The sequence below is a fragment of the Streptomyces sp. NPDC028910 genome (assembly GCF_055564955.1).
In genome coordinates, this window is the sequence record NZ_JBVHVF010000036.1 from 45,978 (window position 1) to 61,737 (window position 15,760).

Consider the following 15,760-nt stretch of genomic DNA (forward strand, 5'->3'; position numbering starts at 1 on the left):
ACACGGTCGGGTCTGCCGCCGACCGAGGGAGCAGGTGTGAACAAGGGGTACGCCGCCTTCTGCGACGCCGACCGCTGGTTCTACGACGCGCCGTACCGGCGCGCCGGCGAGAGCTACCCGGCCGCCCTCGCCCCCGTCCCGCCGGGATGGCGCTCGCACCGGAGCGGCGACTGGCTCGCCCTGCGTCCCGCCGGCGCCGAACTGCCCGTGCAGGGCTGGAAGATCCACGTCTCGGCCACGCTCGACAACGCCGAGCCGCTGCTGACGACGGTGTACGACTACTGCACCGCCCGACGCATCGCCTTCAAGTTCATACCGAGCCGGTACCTGCTGCACCTGCGCAACGCCAAGTACGCCGACCGCGCGGCGAGCGGGAAGTTCATCACCGTCTACCCGGCCGACGAGCAGCAGTGCCGCCGGATCGCGGAGGACCTCGACGCCGCGCTGGCGGGGGCGGCCGGCCCGTACATCCTCAGCGATCTGCGCTGGGGCGCCGGACCGGTCCACCTGCGCTACGGCAGCTTCACCCTGCGGCACTGCTACGACGAGCACGGCGAACTGGTACCGGCCATCGAGACCCCCGACGGGCGGCTCGTACCGGACCGGCGCGGACCGGCCTTCCAGCCGCCCGAGTGGCTCGACCTGCCCGCCTTCGTGAAGCCGCACCTAACGGCGCGCTCCGCGGTCACCCTGACCGGCATCCCCTACACGGTCGAACGGGCGCTGCACTTCTCCAACGGAGGCGGCGTCTACCTCGGCAAGGACAGCCGCACCGGCGAGCCCGTGGTCCTCAAGGAGGCCCGGCCGTACGCCGGCCTCGCCGCCGACGGCGCCGACGCCGTGACCCGGCTGCACCGCGAACGGGCCGCACTGGAACGGCTGACGGGCCTGGACTGCGTCCCGGCGGTCCGCGACGCGTTCACCGTCGGAGACCACCACTTCCTGGTGCTGGAACACCTCGCGGGCAAACCGCTCAACACCTACTTCGCCCGCCGCCACCCGCTGATCGAGGCGGATCCCGACCCGGCGGAGCTCGCCGCGTACACCGAGTGGGCCCTCACGATCCACCGGCGGGTCACGGAGGCCGTCGACGCCGTGCACGCCCGCGGCGTGGTCTTCAACGACCTCCACCTCTTCAACATCATGGTGGCGCAGGACGAGACGGGCGAACCCTCCGTCGCACTGCTGGACTTCGAAGCGGCCGCGCACGTCGACGAGGGGCTGCGGCAGACCGTGGCCAACCCGGCCTTCGTCGCCCCGGCCGAGCGGCGCGGGTTCTCCGTCGACCGCTACGCCCTCGCCTGCCTGCGGCTCGCCCTGTTCCTCCCGCTGACCAGCCTGCTCGTCCTGGACCGGGCCAAGGCCGCACATCTGGCCGCCGTCGCCGCCGAGCAGTTCCCCGTACCGCGATGGTTCCTCGACGAGGCCGTCGACGAGATCCTCTCCGGCGTTCCGCACGAGGCGCCGGGCGGCCGCCCGCCCGAACCGGGCGGGCCATACCTGCCCGTCGAACCGCGGGATTGGCCGGCCGCCCGTACGTCGATGACCGCGGCGCTGCGCGCGAGCGCCACCCCGGACCGCGAGGACCGCCTCGTCCCCGGCGACATCGCCCAGTTCGCGACCGCCGGCGGAGGCATCGGCTTCGGCTACGGCATCGCCGGAGTGCTCCACGCCCTCGCCGAGACCGGCGGCGAACCCTGGCCCGAGGCCGAGGAATGGCTGCTCGACCGGACCGAGGAACCCCTCTCCGGCACCGCGCTGGGCTTCTACGACGGCCTGGCCGGCACCGCGTGGACACTGCACCGGCTCGGACACCACGGCCGTGCTCTCGCCCTCGCCGACCAACTGCTGCACCAGCCCTGGGAAAGCACGGGCCCCGACCTGCACAGCGGACTCGCCGGCATCGGCCTGGCCCTGGACGCCCTCGGCACCGCGAGCGGCGAAAGTGAGCTGCACACCGCGGCCCTGCGCTGCGCCGAACTGCTCGCCCGCCCCGAGCAGCGGCCCACCCGCGCGGGACTGCTGTACGGCGACTCCGGCCCCGCCCTGCTCTTCGTGCGGCTGTACGAGCGCACCGGCGACAAGGAACTGCTGACCCAGGCAGCCCATGCGCTCCACCGCGACCTCGACCGCTGCGTCACCAGCGCGTTCGGCACCCTCCAGGTGAACGAGGGCTGGCGCACCATGCCGTACCTCGGCGAGGGCAGCGTCGGCATCGGCATGGTGCTCGACGACTGGCTGGAGCACGGTCCGGACGAGCGCTTCGCACAGGCCCGGCGCGAGATCGTACGGGCGGCGCAGGCGACCTTCTACGCCCAGCCCGGGCTGATGCGCGGCGCCGCCGGGATGATCCTCTACCTGGCCCGTACCACCACGCCGGGCCCCGGCACCGGATCCGACGCCATCGCCCGCCAGATCGACGCACTGGCCCGGCACGCCGTGCCGTACCAGGGGCATCTGGCCTTCCCAGGCGAGCAGATGATGCGGCTGTCCATGGACCTCGCCACGGGCACGGCCGGCGCTCTCCTCGCCCTCGGCAGCGCGGCGCCCGGCGGGCGCGCGCACCTGCCGTTCCTCCCGCCGCTGCGCGACACCGCGGCGGCCCCCGAGCCGGTCCCGACCGGGGCCGTGACCCATCGCACCACTCAAGAGAAGAAGAGGAACCTGACATGACGCTTCTTGACCTGCAGTCGATGGAGACCCCCGAGGAAGAGACCGCGGAGGTCGCGATGACCGGCGGCGGCAGCCGGGCCAGCCTGCTGCTCTGCGGTGACAGCAGCCTGAGCATCACGACCTGTAACTGACTCGGGTCACCTCGGGCCCGGGCGGTTCGCCGTCCGGGCCCGCACCCCGTCCCTGGAGGGATCCGCCGATGAGCCCCCCTGACGCGGCCGTCGATCCGGCACAGGCGCCGACCGTGGCACGCGGCGCCGATCAGGCGCTCGTGGCAGCGGCCCGGCACAGTGGCGGACGCACCGCCGCCGTCCTCGGATGCGCGGTGACGGCCGCCGCGGCAGCACTCGCCGAACCGGCGGTCCTCGGCCACACCCTCGACCTGCTGCTCCGCCGGGACCCCTCGGGCCCCGTCTGGACGCTGCTGTGCGCGGCGGTCATCGCGGCCGAAGTGGCACTGGACGCCGCCGCCGCACGGCTGACCGGCGAGGTCGACGGCCGCTCCACCGCCCGGCTGCGCAGGCTCGGGCTGGCCCGGCTGCTGTGGACGGCCCCGCACCACGCCGCCCGGTACGCACCCGGCGAAACCGCCGCGCGGCTGACCGCGCACGCCACCGAGGCGGGGAAGGTCCCGGCCGCCGTCGCGCACGCCGTCGCCGCACTGCTGCCGCCACTCGGCGCGGTCGCCGCACTCTTCCTCATCGACCTGTGGACGGCGCTCGCCTTTCTCCTGGGCGTTCCGCTGCTGGTGCTCCTGCTGCGGGCCTTCGCCCGCGACACCTTCACCAGCGTCGCCCGCTACCAGCAGGTGCAGCTCGCGACCGCCGGCCGCCTCGCCGAGGCCATGGCCGGGGCGCGCACGATCGCCGCCGCCGGTACCGTGGAGCGCGAACGCGCCAGGATCCTCGCGCAGTTGCCCGAGCTCGGCACCGAGGGCAGGCGCATGTGGCAGGTCTACGGTGGCACGACGGCCCGGTCCGCGGCCCTCATGCCGCTGCTCCTGTACGCGGTCCTCGCCGTCGGCGGCATCCGCCTGGCGGCCGGCGCCATCGGGGTCGGCGAACTCCTCGCCGCCGTGCGCTACGCCGCCCTCGCGGCCGGCGTCGGCGCCGTGACGGGCGGACTGGCCGCCGTGGTCCGCGGCCGGGCCGCCGCCCGGCGGACCGCCGCCCTGCTGACCCTGCCCGTACTCGACCACGGGCGGGCGGAGCTGCCGGAAGGCGGCCCCGGCACCCTGGAACTGTGCGACGTCCGGGTCGTGCGCGGCGGATCGACGGTCCTGCACGACGTCAGCCTGGTGATCCCCGGCGGCGCCACGGTGGCGGTCGTGGGCCGGTCCGGGGCCGGCAAGACGCTGTTCGCCGCCGTGGCCGGCCGGCTCACCGACCCCGACGCGGGCCAGGTCCTGCTGGACGGCGTACCCCTGAGGCAGCTGACCGCCGAAGCCCTGCGCCGCGAGGTCGGGTACGCCTTCGACCGGCCCGTGCTGTTCGGGGACACGGTCGGCGCCGCGATCGGCTTCGGCGCGGGTCCGGAGCCCGGCCCGGAAGCGGTCCGCGCCGCGGCCCGTGCCGCGGGCGCCGACCTGTTCGTGCGGCGCCTGCCCCACGGGTACGGCACGCGCCTCGCAGACGCCCCGATGTCCGGCGGTGAGGTCCAACGCCTCGGACTGGCCCGGGCGTTCTGCCACGCGGGCCGGCTCCTCGTGCTGGACGACGCCACCTCCAGCCTCGACACCGTCACGGCCCGCGAGGTCGAGAGGGCGCTCGCCCACGGGATCCGGCCCGGCACCCGGGTCGTGGTCGCGCACCGCCTCTCGTCCGCCGCCCGCGCCGACCTCGTCGTATGGCTGGAGGACGGGCGGGTGCGGGCGGCCGGTACCCACGGCGAGCTGTGGCGGCACGACCCCGACTACCGGGCCGTGTTCGCCGCCGACGCAGAGACGGGAGCCGGAGCGGAAGCGGACGATCCCGTGGCGGCCCCGGAGGCGGCGCGGTGAGCGAGGGCGAGGCCTGGCGTCGGGTCGCCCCCGAGGGCCGGCGGTTCCTACGTGGCCACAAGGGCGCTCTGGTACGGCTCGCGGCATGGTCGCTCGTCGAGTCCGCGCACACCTTCCTCGGCGGCTACGGTGTGGCCCGCGCCCTCGACGACGGCTTCCTCGCCGGCCGCACCGCCACCGGTCTCGCCTGGCTGGCCGCGGCCGGGGCCGGAGCACTGCTCGGCGGGTTCGCGCTGCGCGGCGTGTTCGCCGCACTCGCGGACCTCGTGGAGCCGCTGCGGGACGGCCTGGTCCGCAGGGCGGTGCGGCAGGCACTGGACCGCGCCGTGGCCGACCCGGCGCGCGCTCCCGGCACGGGCGCGGTGTCCCGGCTGACCCAGCAGACGGAAATGGCCCGCGACTCCTTCGCCGGGCTGGTCCTGACGGCGCGTGCGTTCGTGTTCACCGCCGTGGGCGCCCTCGCGGGCATGGCAGCGCTGGCCCCGGTACTGCTGCTGATCGTGCTGCCGCCCCTGCTGCTGGGCGCGGCCGCCTTCCTGGCCACGCTCCGCCCCATGGCGTCCGTACAACGCCGCGCCCTGGACACCGACGAGGCGCTGTCGGACCGGGTGGGGGCGCTGGGGGAGGGCCTGCGCGACATCGTCGCCTGCGGCGGACAGGCGGCGGCAGAAGCCCGGGTGGAGCACCTGATCGCCACCCAGGAGCGGCTGGCGCGCAGGCTCGCCCGCTGGACGGCCCTGCGCACCCTGGCCCTGGGCACGGCGGGCCGGCTGCCGGTGATCGCACTGCTCGCCGCGACGCCCTGGCTGCTCGGGCACGGGATCACCGCCGGCACGCTGGCCGGTGGTCTCACGTACGTGGTCACGGCCTTGCTGCCCGCCCTCGACGCGCTGATGACGGCGCTCGGTTCCGCCGGTACCCGCCTGCTGGTGGTCCTCGAACGCTTCTGCGATCCGTTGCCGCCGGCCTCGGACGGCCGCCGCACGACCGAGCCGCGGGCGCCCGTCCCCGCCGGCCGGCGGACCGCCGCCGCGGCCGAGCTCCGTGGCGTCACCTTCGCCTACGGCCCCGGCGCGGCTCCCGTACTCGACTCGCTCGACCTGGTGGTGCGGCCGGGGGAGCACCTCGCCGTGGTCGGGCCGAGCGGCATCGGCAAGTCGACGCTCACCGCGCTGCTCGCCGGGATGCTGCCACCCGACGCGGGGACGGTCCTCGTCGCCGGCGCGGCCGCCCGCCGGGAACCGGGTGCCACGGGGCCGGACCCGCGGCGGACCCTGCTGCCGCAGCAGGCCTACGTGTTCACCGGCACCGTGCGGGAGAACCTGACCCACCTGGCCCACCTGACCAGCCCGTCTTCGGGCCCGGGACGGGCCTGCGCGCCCGTGGACGCCCAGGTGCTGCGCGCCATCAGCGCCCTGGGACTCGAAGGCCTGGTGGAGCGGCTGGGCGGGCTGGACGCCGAGGTGTCCCCCCGGCTGCTGTCCCGGGGCGAGAGCCAGCAGCTCGCACTCGCCGCCGCCTACCTCTCGCCGGCTCCGCTGCTCCTGCTCGACGAGGCCACCTGCCACCTGGACCCCCGTACGGAAGAGCGTGCCGAACGGGCCCTCGCGGACCGTCCCGGCACCCTCGTCGTCGTGGCCCACCGCGTCTCTTCCGCAGCCCGCGCCGACCGGGTCCTCGTCCTCGACGGGACCCGCGCCGTGTGCGGCACGCACGCCGAACTCCCGGCCAGATCGCCGCTGTACCGCGATCTGGTGGGGCAATGGAACGGGGCCGCGGACGATTGACGCGGCCCTCACTCCCCGCCCCGACGGCAGCGGATCAGACCCAGCCCTCCCGCCGGGATATCCGGATCGCGTCGATGAGATTGCGCGCCCCTGTCTTGCGGGTCGCCGCCGCCATGTAGTTGCGTACCGTCCCGCTCGCCAGGTGCAGGGTGCGGGCGATCTCGGCGATGGAATCGCCCTCCGCGGCCCGGGCCAGCACACTGACTTCCCGCGGGCTCAGCGGTACGGGGTCGGCCTCCATGAAGGCGGACGCCAGCGAGGCGTCGATGAAGCGTTCCCCCGCGGCGACCTTCCGGACGGCCCGTACGAGCCGCCCCGGCGAGCCGTCCTTGTCGACGTAGCCACGGGCCTCGGCCCGGAAGGCCCGGTGCAGCGAACCGGGCGCGCCGGTCGACGCGAGCACCAGGACCGGCGACGGGGACGCCAGGACCTGGCGGTCCGCGCCCCCGTTGTCGGCCAGGACGGCCGTCGTCCCCGGACAGTCGAGGTCGACGACCGTCACGTCCGGTCGTAAGGACTCGGCCTGGCGTGCCGCGGTCCGCCAGCCCGCCGAGGTGACCTCGAACGGCCCTTCCGATCTCAGCAGGGCGGCCAGTGCCGACCTGACCAGGCTGACGCTGTGCAGGACGAGGACCTTCGTCATCGTGAGCTCTCCTCGGTTGACGAACCAACGGCACCACGCGGGTGCCCCCGTACAGGGGGGATGGAACGTCACTGCGGGGGGCGTTCGGGGGCGTACGCGCAACTTGGCCGAGATGGCCGGGGATTGCGCCTGCCTCAGGCGCGTAACCCTCTTGAAGACCGGGGCCCCGTCCGGTCCGGCAGCCTCCGCCGGCGGGATCAGACCTCGCCGCGCCAGGCGCCCGTCTCGATTCCGCGCGACTCGATGAACAGCTTGAACCTCTTCAGATCACCCATGACCTGACGCCTGACGAAGCCGAGCTTGTCGGCGGCCGTCTCGGCCAGCCCGTCGGGCACCCAGTTCATGTGCAGGACGACCTTGGTGGTCGTCGCGTCGATCGGCTGGAAGGTGACGAGCCCGGCCTGGCGGGGCTCCCCGTCGACCGTCATCCACGCGACGCGCCGGTCCGGGAGCTGCTCGGTGATCCGCGCGTCGAACTCGCGCTGCACGCCGTTCACGTTCGTCACCCAGTGGGTGAGCGTGTCCGTGCGCTGGTCGACGCGTTCGACCCCCTCCATGAAGGCGGGGAACTCCTCGAACTGCGTCCACTGGTTGTAGGCCGTGCTCACGGGGACGTTGACCTCGACGTACTCCTCGACGTGCGACATGTGCACCCCTTCCGTGTCGTCGGCAGCCCCGCACCTCCAGGTGCGGGTCGTCCGTCAGGACGTCTGGAGGCGCGGCTACCCGCCTCTGCGGACCGCATGCGCGGGGAGGCGGTGTAAGCCGGGCTCGGCAGGTCCCGGCCCTGTCCATGAGCGTGGGGTGCGTGCGCCGGGCGTTCAGCCTGTGCACGGGTCGGCCGCGTGCGGGTCCGGTCCGCCGGTGGGGCGGAAGCACGCGGTGATCGCCTTGCCGCCGTGGCACGCGTGGACGTCCAGGGAATCGGCCAGTGCGGTGACGATGCCCAGCCCGCGACCGGACGTGGCACCTTCGTCGGCGTCGGGCTCCCGGGGGCTGGGCAGCCGTGGATCGGAGTCGGCGACGCTCACGTGCAGGCAGCAGCCGTCCCAGGTCAGGACCAGATGTGCGGTGCCGAGCGCGTGCAGGTGCGCGTTGGTGACGAGTTCGGAGACGCAGATCAGCACGGAGTGCACGGTGTCGACCGCCGAACCCTTCCACGGCAGTGACGCCAGGTGCCCCGCAGTCCACTGCCGCGCTGCCCGGACGCCCTCCGCAACCGGAAACGACCGCGCCCAGCCCACCGCCTTGACCGCCAATGTCCTCACCGCGTTTCTGCCGTCATGCGCTTGTGCCGTGCGTCACCGGTTCGTCTACCCCGGGCCCGCGAGAACACCCGGCTCAGTGGTCGAGGAGCCAGGTGGTGAGAGCGCGTACGGCGCCACTGACGGCTCCGGCGACGGCGCTGCCGATGACGGCGAGGATTTCCGTGCGGCGGGTACGGCGGGTGCGGCGGGTACGGCGGCTGCTGCGGTCGGCGTCGGGCGTGGTGCGGGTCATGGTGCGCTCCCCGGTAGAGGTAGAGGTAGAGGTTCCGTTGCTCGTAGCCCCATGGAGCGGTTCCCGGGAGGTTTCCGGCGAACGGGTACGAGGGCGGCGGGGAGCAACTAGCCTGCTCAGCCTGCGGACAGCGGCTCTTCCGGGGATGCGCTGCGCGGAAGCGGAAGCCGAAGGCTGGGGGGCAGGTCGGGGATGGGAGCACACGCGGAGCGGTTCTGGGCCGAGCTGAGGGCGGTGTACGAGGCGGCGGGGTCGCCGAAGCTGGCGAGACTGGTGGCCTTGGCCGCCGATCGAAGGCCGCCGGTCGCCCCGGCCTCGGACACCTCGATCAGTGCCTGGCTGACCGGCGCCGCCGTGCCCGCTCCGAAGATGACCGAGTTCTTCCTGTTGGTCGCGTTCTTCCTCCAGGGGCGGGCGGTCGCGGCGGGGAGCGGGTACACCCCCCGGCCGCAAGGGTGGTGGTCCGAGGCCCTGTCGAAGGCTCAGGTCGAGCGTGGCCAGGCTCGCGGAGGGCGGCCTCGCGCCGCCGGCGGCACCGCACCGCCGACGGGGCCCGTGACACTGCCCTCGCCGCCGTCCGAGTTCACCGGCCGCGACGCGGCGGTGCGGGAGGTGATGGACTGGCTCGACCCGGCCCGTGACGAGGGCGGGGCCGTGGTGGTGGCAGGGATGGGCGGGGTCGGCAAGACCGCTCTCGTGCTGCAGGCGGCACACCAGGCCCGGAAGCAGGGCTGGTTCCCCGGGGGGATCCTCTTCGCGGACCTGCGCGGCTTCAGCCCGGACTCCGAACTGGACGCCGCGGCGGTCACGGACCGCTTCCTGCGTGCGCTGGGGATCAAGGTGCCCCCCACCGCGGAGGGGAAGCGGGACGCCTGGCACCTGGCGCTCGAGGAACTCGCAGAGCGGGGACGGCCGCTGCTGGCAGTGCTGGACAACGTACGCAGCCCGGGACAGATCGCCACGCTGGCGCCGCCGCCTCCGCACCGCGTCCTGATCACGTCTCGCCAGACCCTGTCCGATCTGCCCGCCCACCGCGTCGATCTCGATCCCCTCACCTCCGACGAGGCCGTCGCGCTCCTCGGCAAGGCATTGGGGGTCGGCGGCACGGGCGACGAGCGGGTCGGCGCCCAGCGCGCCGACGCGCAGCGCCTGGCCGGGTTGTGCGGATACCTGCCACTTGCCGTGCGGATCATCGCCGCGCTGCTCCGTGACGAGCCGCACCGGGCCCTGGCGGACCTGGCGGAGGATCTGGCCGGGCTGGCCGAGGACCTGGACGTACTGGCGTACGACGGGGTCGACGAACAGGGCCGTCCGCTGGCGGTCCGGGCCTGCTTCGAGCTGTCGTACCGGCATCTGACCGGCCCGCAGGCGAAGGTCTTCCGGCTGGTGGCCGCGGCCCCGGGCACGGACATCTCCACCGCCGCGGCCACCGTCCTGGTCGACCGGCCCGACACCCGGCGCCTGCTGGCGGCCCTGGCCCGCGCCCACCTCGTGCAGCAGCCGAGCGGTGAGCGCTGGTCGATGCACGACCTGCTCCGGCTGTTCGCCGACGACCACGGACGGGCCGAGGCTCAGGCCGACGGCCGGAAGGGTGCCCTCGACCGTCTCCTGGACCACTACCGCCTGACCACCGAGGCCGCCGACACCTACCTGGGGCCCGGCTACGAAGATCAAGAGCGCCGCTTCGCCGACCTCGGAGCGGCCCTCGCCTGGCTGGACGCCGAACACGTCAATCTGGTCACGGCCGTTCGGTACGCCGCAGCCCTGGGTCGCCCTGACATCAGCTTCCATCTCGCCTTCGCGCTCACCCGCTACCTCGACCGCCGACGCCACGTCGATGACTGGATCACCGTCAGCGCGATCGCGCTCGACCTCTGCCGTATGACCGGCTCGCCCACCAGCAGGGCCGATGCCATGAACAACGTCGCTGCCGCACTCACCCAGGCGCGGCGGTTCGACGATGCCATCGCGGTGCACACCCATGCCCTGAACCTGCGCGCGGGAGCAGGCGACCGGCACGGCGTGGCCACATCGCTTCTCGGCCTGGGCAACGTGCACAACCAGAAGCGCCAGTTCGACGAGGCCATTCACGCCTACACCCAGGGTGCGGAAATCTTCGGTGAGCTCGGAGACCGCCGCTGGCAGGCCGTCACGCTCGGCAGTCTCACCGGAGTCTTGAACGAGCTGCGACGATTCGAAGAGGCGATCTCCTTGCTCGCCGACGGGGTGAACCTCCAGGGAAACATCGCGGACGCCGAGGATCAGCGGAACAACTGGCTCCGTTTCGGCACTGCCCTGGCCGGGATGAGGAAGTTCGAGCGCGCCATCGAAGCCTTCGACAACGCAGCCGATCTCTCTCGCCAGATGGCCGACCGCCACGGTGAGGCGGTCGCGCTCACCCATCTCGGCAACACCCTGAGGGCGCAGTGGCGCATCGAGGAGGCCATCACGGCCCTCACCCGAGCCGCCGAACTCCTGCACGAGATGGACGACCGGCACGGCGAGGCACTCGCGCGCAACAACCTCGGTCTGGCCCTGCTCGACGCCCGGCGGCTGGACGAGGCCGTCGAAGCCCACGGCCAGGCCGCCAGAGCCTTCCGCGAGGCACACGACCCTCACGGCGAAGGTCTCGCGCTGACCAACATCGGGACGGACCTGGTCCAGCTCGGCCGCCCGGAGGAGGCCGTCGAACAACACGTCCGCGCCGTTGAGCTCCTCCATGAGACCGATCCCCACGGCGAGGGCATCGCGCTGAACAACCTGGGCTGCGCCCGCCGGAGAGCGGGCCAGTTCGCGGCGGCCGTCGAAGACCACGACAGGGCGGCAGAGCTCTTCCGTGAGACTGCGGACCGGCAGTCGGAAGCCGACGCCCTGAACAACATCGGCCTGGCCCGCAGAGAGCTGGGCCAGTTCGAGGAAGCGGTCGCCGCCCACACACGAGGCGCCGCCCTCTACCGCGAGATCGCCGATCGCCCCGGCGAAGGAAGAGCGTCGGGCAATCTCGCGGCCGCGCTGATCGCCATGGCACGGTACGAGGAAGCGGTCACCGCCGGCCGCCACGCTGTGAAGATCTTCGAGACGGTCGGGAACCAGCACGGCGTGGCCATCGGCTACGCGAACGTCGGCGCCGCGCTGATCGAACTGCACAGATTCGAGGAGGCCATCGACGCCTGCCGGAAAGCGGTCGAACTCTTCCGCGAGACCAACGACCCGGCAGGCGAAGACGGCGCATACAGAAACCTGTTCCACGCCGTGTCCGAAAAGGCGAACAGCACCCCCTGAACAGCACCCCCTGAACCGCACCGCCTAGGGGCGACGGATCACCTCATCTTGAACGCCTGTCCGGGGGCGAGGGCGGCGGAGATGCGTTCTGCGATCGTTTGGGCCGAGTTGCCCTCGGGGCTCTTCGGGCCCTGCGTCACGCTGACCGAGATCGACAGCCGTTGCGCCGGCAGGTAGGCCGCTATGGCGGCGTAGCCCGAGAACGACGGGTTCGTCAGGATCCAGCCGTCGACGACGAGGACACCGAGGCCGAAGTGGTGGGCCGCCGTATTGGTCAGGCAGACACTGGCCGGGCACGACGACGTCGCGCGGCCCAGCCCGACGGTCCCCGGATCGATCTGGGTCCGGAGGGACTTCGCGGACACCAGCTCCCCCGTGCCGATGGCACGCGCCGACCGGTCCAGATCGCAGATGTTCTGCACGAGAACCGCGCCGGGAGCGGTGGTCCACGAGGGGTTCCAGAAGGTGGACTCCTCGTAGATGCCGCGCTCGGAGGTGAAAGCGTGCAGGACGGGCTCCGGGATCCGCGGCGTGTACTGGTTACTGGTCTGGCTCAGCCCGAGCGGCTCCATCACACGCTCCCTGAGCAGCCGGTCCAGCGGGAGGCCGCTGATCTTCTCCAGCGAGGCGCCGAGGATCTGGAAATTGGCGTGCGAGTAGCTCCAGTTGGTCCCCGGTTCGTACAAGAGCGGGTGAGCCGTCGCGATTCCGATGACCTCGGCCGGTGTCCACTTGCGGAACGGTGCGGCCTCGAGCTTTTCGACGAAGGCGGGGTCCGTGACGTAGTCGTGCAGGCCGGACGTGGAGCTGCCGAGCATCCGCAGGGTGATCTTCGAGCCGTGCGGCACGTCCGGAAGCCAGCGGGACACCGGGTCGTCGAGCGAGGCCTTGCCCTGTTCGACGAGCTGGAGCAGTGCGGTGCCCATGTAGACGATGCCCACGGACCCCGTTCGGAAGTGCATCGACGGCTCGGCCGGGACTCCCGTCATCGACTCCCCGAGAGCCGTGGTGAGCACCTCCCGGTCGCCGGAGGAGACCCGCAGGATCACCGAGTTCAGGCCGAACTCCCGCTGGGCCCGCTGGGCGATGGTGAGGACCTTGCGCGCGTCGCCCTCGGCGGGGCCGGGCGAGCTGACGCAGGCCTCCGGCGCTGCCGCGGCCGGTACCGGTGCCGGTGCCGGGACCGCTGCGGTCCCGGCCGGAAGGACCGCGCCCATCAGGCCGGCGATGCACAGCAGGACCGTACGCGTACGCCTCACCATCCCAGTCTGGACGGGCACGGGGGGTGGCGCACCTCGTGCACGCTGCTTCCGCCCTTTCTCCTGGTCAGCGGCGCTCCTTGGGCTTTCCGCCGATGGAGGCCAGCGTCCATCGTCGGGAAAGCACATTGCGTGGGCGGGTGTTGACGCATTGGATTGCCAAGATCAAGACGTCGTGCCGGACCGGCCCTCGACTGCCACGGCTTGACCGGCACAGAAAAGAAACGAATGACATCCATGCTCGACGGCTGCACGCCCTGGCCCCAGGAGTTCGCCGACCGCTACTGGGCGGCCGGGCACTGGCGTGGCAACACGCTGGACAACCTGCTCCGCGGCTGGGCCCTGCAGTACGGACCGCGGACCGCGCTCGTGCACGGCGGCACCCGCATCACGTACGCGGCCCTGAACCGGCGCGTTGACCGCATGGCCGCAGGATTCCGGCTGCTCGGCCCCCGGCCCGGGCAGCGGGTCGTCGTCCAGCTGCCGAACGTTCCCGAGTTCGTCATCACCGTGTTCGCGCTGATGCGCGCCGGCGCGGTCCCCGTGTTCTGCCCGGTCTCGCACCGCGCGCCCGAGGTGTCCCACCTCGTGCGGATCACCCAGGCCGTCGGCTACGTCGGTCCCTCGACGTACCAGGGCTTCGACCACACCGCGATGGCCGCGGACATCGCGGCCCAAGGGCCCTTCCTGCGGCGGGTGTTCACCCTCGAGGCGCCGGGCGCCTCGTCCCCGTACGGCGGCCTGACGACCGACCCGTCGGGCTGCCACTACAGCCCGCTGGGCTCCATCGACGCCCCGCCCGGGCCGGCGCTTGCGCAGAGCGCCGACCAGGTGGCGTTCTTCCTGCTCTCCGGCGGTACCACCGCGGCGCCGGCGCCCAGGCTCATTCCGCGCACCCACAACGACTACGCCTACCAGGCGCGGGCCGCCGCCGAGCTGGTGTCGCTCACCGAGAACGACGTGTACCTCGCCGCGCTGCCCGCCGAGTCCAACTTCACCTTCGGCTGCCCCGGCATCGTCGGCACCCTCTCCGTCGGCGGCACCGTCGTCCTGGTCGAGAACCCGGCACCCGGCGAATGCCTTGCGGTCATCGGGCGGGAGCGGGTCACCGTCACGTCGTTGATGCCCGCCGCCGCCGAGCTTTGGCTCGACGCACTTCCCACGGTCCAGGCCGACTTGAGCAGCCTGCGTCTCGTGCAGATCGGCGGCGCCGCCTTGCACCGGGCGACCGCCGAACGGATGGGCTCCGCATGGGGCTGTCGCCTGCAGCAGGTCTTCGGCTCGGCCGAGGGGCTGCTCACCCTCACCCGGCCCGACGATCCGGACGAGACGGTCCTCACCACGCAGGGCCGCCCGCTCTCGCCCGACGACGAGATCCGCATCGTGGACGCCGAGGGCAAGGACGTGCCCGACGGGGAACCCGGGGAGCTGCTCGCGCGCGGTCCGTACACCCTGCGGGGCTACTACCGGGCGCCCGACCACAACGCACGCTCCTTCACCACCGACGGCTACTTCCGCACCGGCGACCTCGCGCGGCGCACCCCGGACGGCAACCTGGTGGTGACCGGCCGCCTCAAGAGCATCGCGGCCGGCTGACCACCCTCGGCTGACCACCCTCGGAACTCACCGCAGCAGTGACCGCTCCGTGGGTGCCAGCCGGAGCCGTTGCGGGGTCCTGGCCCACCGTTCCGAAAGGGCCGGCAGCACCTCCTCGCGCCAGCGTCCCGCATGCTGCAAGCGATGCAGGTGGTCGTCGATGTCGCCTTCGTCGGTGAAACGTGCGAACCATACGAAGACGTCCTCGTTCGTCCGCACCGGCAGTGCCGGGAAGGTGTTCGGTGCGTGCTCCGACCGTAGGTACGCCAGTGGCTCGGCGCCGGTCTCAGCCAGTACGGGCCGTATCCGCTGCTCGAAGAACTCGACGAACGCGGCGTCGAAGGGGCGGCGGCCGTACCAGATCGTGGCGAGGACCAGCGACGGTGGCGATGCCGCCTGCTCGCCGGGGGCTTGCCGGGCGCCGACCGGCACGGGGAACCCGCCGCGTGCCGAGGCCGGGCGCAGTAGCAGGACGTCATCAGAGTCGATCATCGTCGCGTTCGCCGCGTCGCGGTGCGCCTGCCAGACCGGCCCGCCGTAGAAGCTCTCCAGCGCCTCGGCGCGGCGCGGCATGTCGTCGAAGCCGCGGAGCCAGACGAACCGGTCGGGGTCGTCCACGTCGCGGAACTGCCCCAGGACGGTCATGCCCACCGCCTCCTGGGACTCGACGAACTCCCGGTCGAACAGATCGATCAGTACGTCTCGCTGTCCTGGGTGCAGCGTGTACTGCCGCAGTTCGACGACCGGAAATCGTAGGGCTTCCATCAGCCTCGCTCCTCGTCCGGTTGCCGGGTCAGAGACGCGAGCGTGAAGTGTCCCGGGTAGCGGCCGGGAAAATCGCGTACCGCAGAGACGATCACGTCGTGGAACGCCTCGAAGCGTTCAGGACGTACGCGTGCCTCACTCACCCTGATGATCACGGTCGTCAGGGTGTCACGCAGGCAGGCTCGGCGCCACCTTCGTGCGCGTGCTCCGGCGGCCCGCCGCCGCGGATCGCCCGATTTCGGCGCACCAGTAGAGA

The 15,760-nt window shown here is 72.7% G+C and carries 13 protein-coding genes; 6 read left to right on the top strand and 7 right to left on the bottom strand.

What is annotated here, in order from left to right; genetic code table 11:
- Positions 1 to 36: 36 nt before the first annotated feature.
- The 4 genes from lanKC to ACZ4TV_RS30915 all read left to right on the top strand — a co-directional run bounded on the left by lanKC (position 37) and on the right by ACZ4TV_RS30915 (position 6,459).
- The gene (lanKC, locus tag ACZ4TV_RS30900; protein ID WP_468138452.1) at positions 37 to 2,673 is read left to right on the top strand and encodes a class III lanthionine synthetase LanKC; all 2,637 of its coding nucleotides are present in this window, start codon (positions 37 to 39) and stop codon (positions 2,671 to 2,673) included.
- The gene (locus ACZ4TV_RS30905) at positions 2,670 to 2,804 is read left to right on the top strand and encodes a SapB/AmfS family lanthipeptide (RefSeq protein ID WP_468138453.1); all 135 of its coding nucleotides are present in this window, start codon (positions 2,670 to 2,672) and stop codon (positions 2,802 to 2,804) included. Before lanKC ends, ACZ4TV_RS30905 begins: the two co-directional genes overlap by 4 nt.
- Before the next feature lie 68 nt (positions 2,805 to 2,872).
- Positions 2,873 to 4,672 carry an ATP-binding cassette domain-containing protein gene (locus ACZ4TV_RS30910; RefSeq protein ID WP_468138454.1) on the top strand — a complete coding sequence of 600 codons (1,800 nt, stop codon included), beginning with the start codon at positions 2,873 to 2,875 and terminating at the stop codon, positions 4,670 to 4,672.
- Entirely contained in the window at positions 4,669 to 6,459 is a 1,791-nt protein-coding gene (locus tag ACZ4TV_RS30915; RefSeq protein ID WP_468138456.1) for an ATP-binding cassette domain-containing protein, read from the top strand. Before ACZ4TV_RS30910 ends, ACZ4TV_RS30915 begins: the two co-directional genes overlap by 4 nt.
- A gap of 34 nt (positions 6,460 to 6,493) precedes the next feature.
- Here ACZ4TV_RS30915 and ACZ4TV_RS30920 read toward each other — a convergent pair whose 3' ends face one another.
- The 4 genes from ACZ4TV_RS30920 to ACZ4TV_RS30935 all read right to left on the bottom strand — a co-directional run bounded on the left by ACZ4TV_RS30920 (position 6,494) and on the right by ACZ4TV_RS30935 (position 8,602).
- A complete protein-coding gene (locus ACZ4TV_RS30920; protein WP_468138457.1) occupies positions 6,494 to 7,102 on the bottom strand; it encodes a response regulator transcription factor in 609 nt (202 codons plus the stop codon).
- A 197-nt stretch (positions 7,103 to 7,299) separates the two neighbouring features.
- Entirely contained in the window at positions 7,300 to 7,749 is a 450-nt protein-coding gene (locus ACZ4TV_RS30925; RefSeq protein ID WP_468138458.1) for an SRPBCC family protein, read from the bottom strand.
- A gap of 174 nt (positions 7,750 to 7,923) precedes the next feature.
- Positions 7,924 to 8,361, bottom strand: a complete 438-nt coding sequence (locus ACZ4TV_RS30930; RefSeq protein ID WP_468138487.1) for an ATP-binding protein — start codon at positions 8,359 to 8,361, stop codon at positions 7,924 to 7,926.
- A gap of 82 nt (positions 8,362 to 8,443) precedes the next feature.
- Positions 8,444 to 8,602, bottom strand: a complete 159-nt coding sequence (locus ACZ4TV_RS30935; RefSeq protein WP_468138459.1) for a hypothetical protein — start codon at positions 8,600 to 8,602, stop codon at positions 8,444 to 8,446.
- A 192-nt stretch (positions 8,603 to 8,794) separates the two neighbouring features.
- On the opposite strand from ACZ4TV_RS30935, the gene ACZ4TV_RS30940 reads away from it, so the two are divergent.
- A complete protein-coding gene (locus ACZ4TV_RS30940; protein WP_468138460.1) occupies positions 8,795 to 11,884 on the top strand; it encodes a tetratricopeptide repeat protein in 3,090 nt (1,029 codons plus the stop codon).
- A gap of 38 nt (positions 11,885 to 11,922) precedes the next feature.
- Here the strand turns inward: ACZ4TV_RS30940 and ACZ4TV_RS30945 are convergent, their stop codons facing one another.
- Entirely contained in the window at positions 11,923 to 13,164 is a 1,242-nt protein-coding gene (locus ACZ4TV_RS30945; protein WP_468138462.1) for a serine hydrolase domain-containing protein, read from the bottom strand.
- Between the two features lie 207 nt (positions 13,165 to 13,371).
- On the opposite strand from ACZ4TV_RS30945, the gene ACZ4TV_RS30950 reads away from it, so the two are divergent.
- Entirely contained in the window at positions 13,372 to 14,739 is a 1,368-nt protein-coding gene (locus ACZ4TV_RS30950) for a (2,3-dihydroxybenzoyl)adenylate synthase (RefSeq protein WP_468138463.1), read from the top strand.
- 27 nt (positions 14,740 to 14,766) lie between these two features.
- On the opposite strand, the gene ACZ4TV_RS30955 is transcribed toward ACZ4TV_RS30950, so the two are convergent.
- Both ACZ4TV_RS30955 and ACZ4TV_RS30960 read right to left on the bottom strand, forming a co-directional pair.
- Positions 14,767 to 15,504 carry an NIPSNAP family protein gene (locus ACZ4TV_RS30955; RefSeq protein ID WP_468138464.1) on the bottom strand — a complete coding sequence of 246 codons (738 nt, stop codon included), beginning with the start codon at positions 15,502 to 15,504 and terminating at the stop codon, positions 14,767 to 14,769.
- On the bottom strand, positions 15,504 to 15,659 hold the full coding sequence (locus ACZ4TV_RS30960) for a hypothetical protein (protein WP_468138466.1): 156 nt from the start codon (positions 15,657 to 15,659) through the stop codon (positions 15,504 to 15,506). Before ACZ4TV_RS30960 ends, ACZ4TV_RS30955 begins: the two co-directional genes overlap by 1 nt.
- Positions 15,660 to 15,760 lie beyond the last annotated feature (101 nt).

Excerpts from the sequence above, each read along its gene's own strand:
- ACZ4TV_RS30905 (WP_468138453.1), top strand. The coding sequence starts at position 2,670 with ATGACGCTTCTTGACCTGCAGTCGATGGAGACCCCCGAGGAAGAGACC.
- ACZ4TV_RS30910 (WP_468138454.1), top strand. The coding sequence starts at position 2,873 with ATGAGCCCCCCTGACGCGGCCGTCGATCCGGCACAGGCGCCGACCGTG.
- ACZ4TV_RS30920 (WP_468138457.1), bottom strand. The coding sequence starts at position 7,102 with ATGACGAAGGTCCTCGTCCTGCACAGCGTCAGCCTGGTCAGGTCGGCA.
- ACZ4TV_RS30925 (WP_468138458.1), bottom strand. The coding sequence starts at position 7,749 with ATGTCGCACGTCGAGGAGTACGTCGAGGTCAACGTCCCCGTGAGCACG.
- ACZ4TV_RS30935 (WP_468138459.1), bottom strand. The coding sequence starts at position 8,602 with ATGACCCGCACCACGCCCGACGCCGACCGCAGCAGCCGCCGTACCCGC.
- ACZ4TV_RS30940 (WP_468138460.1), top strand. The coding sequence starts at position 8,795 with ATGGGAGCACACGCGGAGCGGTTCTGGGCCGAGCTGAGGGCGGTGTAC.
- ACZ4TV_RS30950 (WP_468138463.1), top strand. The coding sequence starts at position 13,372 with ATGACATCCATGCTCGACGGCTGCACGCCCTGGCCCCAGGAGTTCGCC.
- ACZ4TV_RS30955 (WP_468138464.1), bottom strand. The coding sequence starts at position 15,504 with ATGGAAGCCCTACGATTTCCGGTCGTCGAACTGCGGCAGTACACGCTG.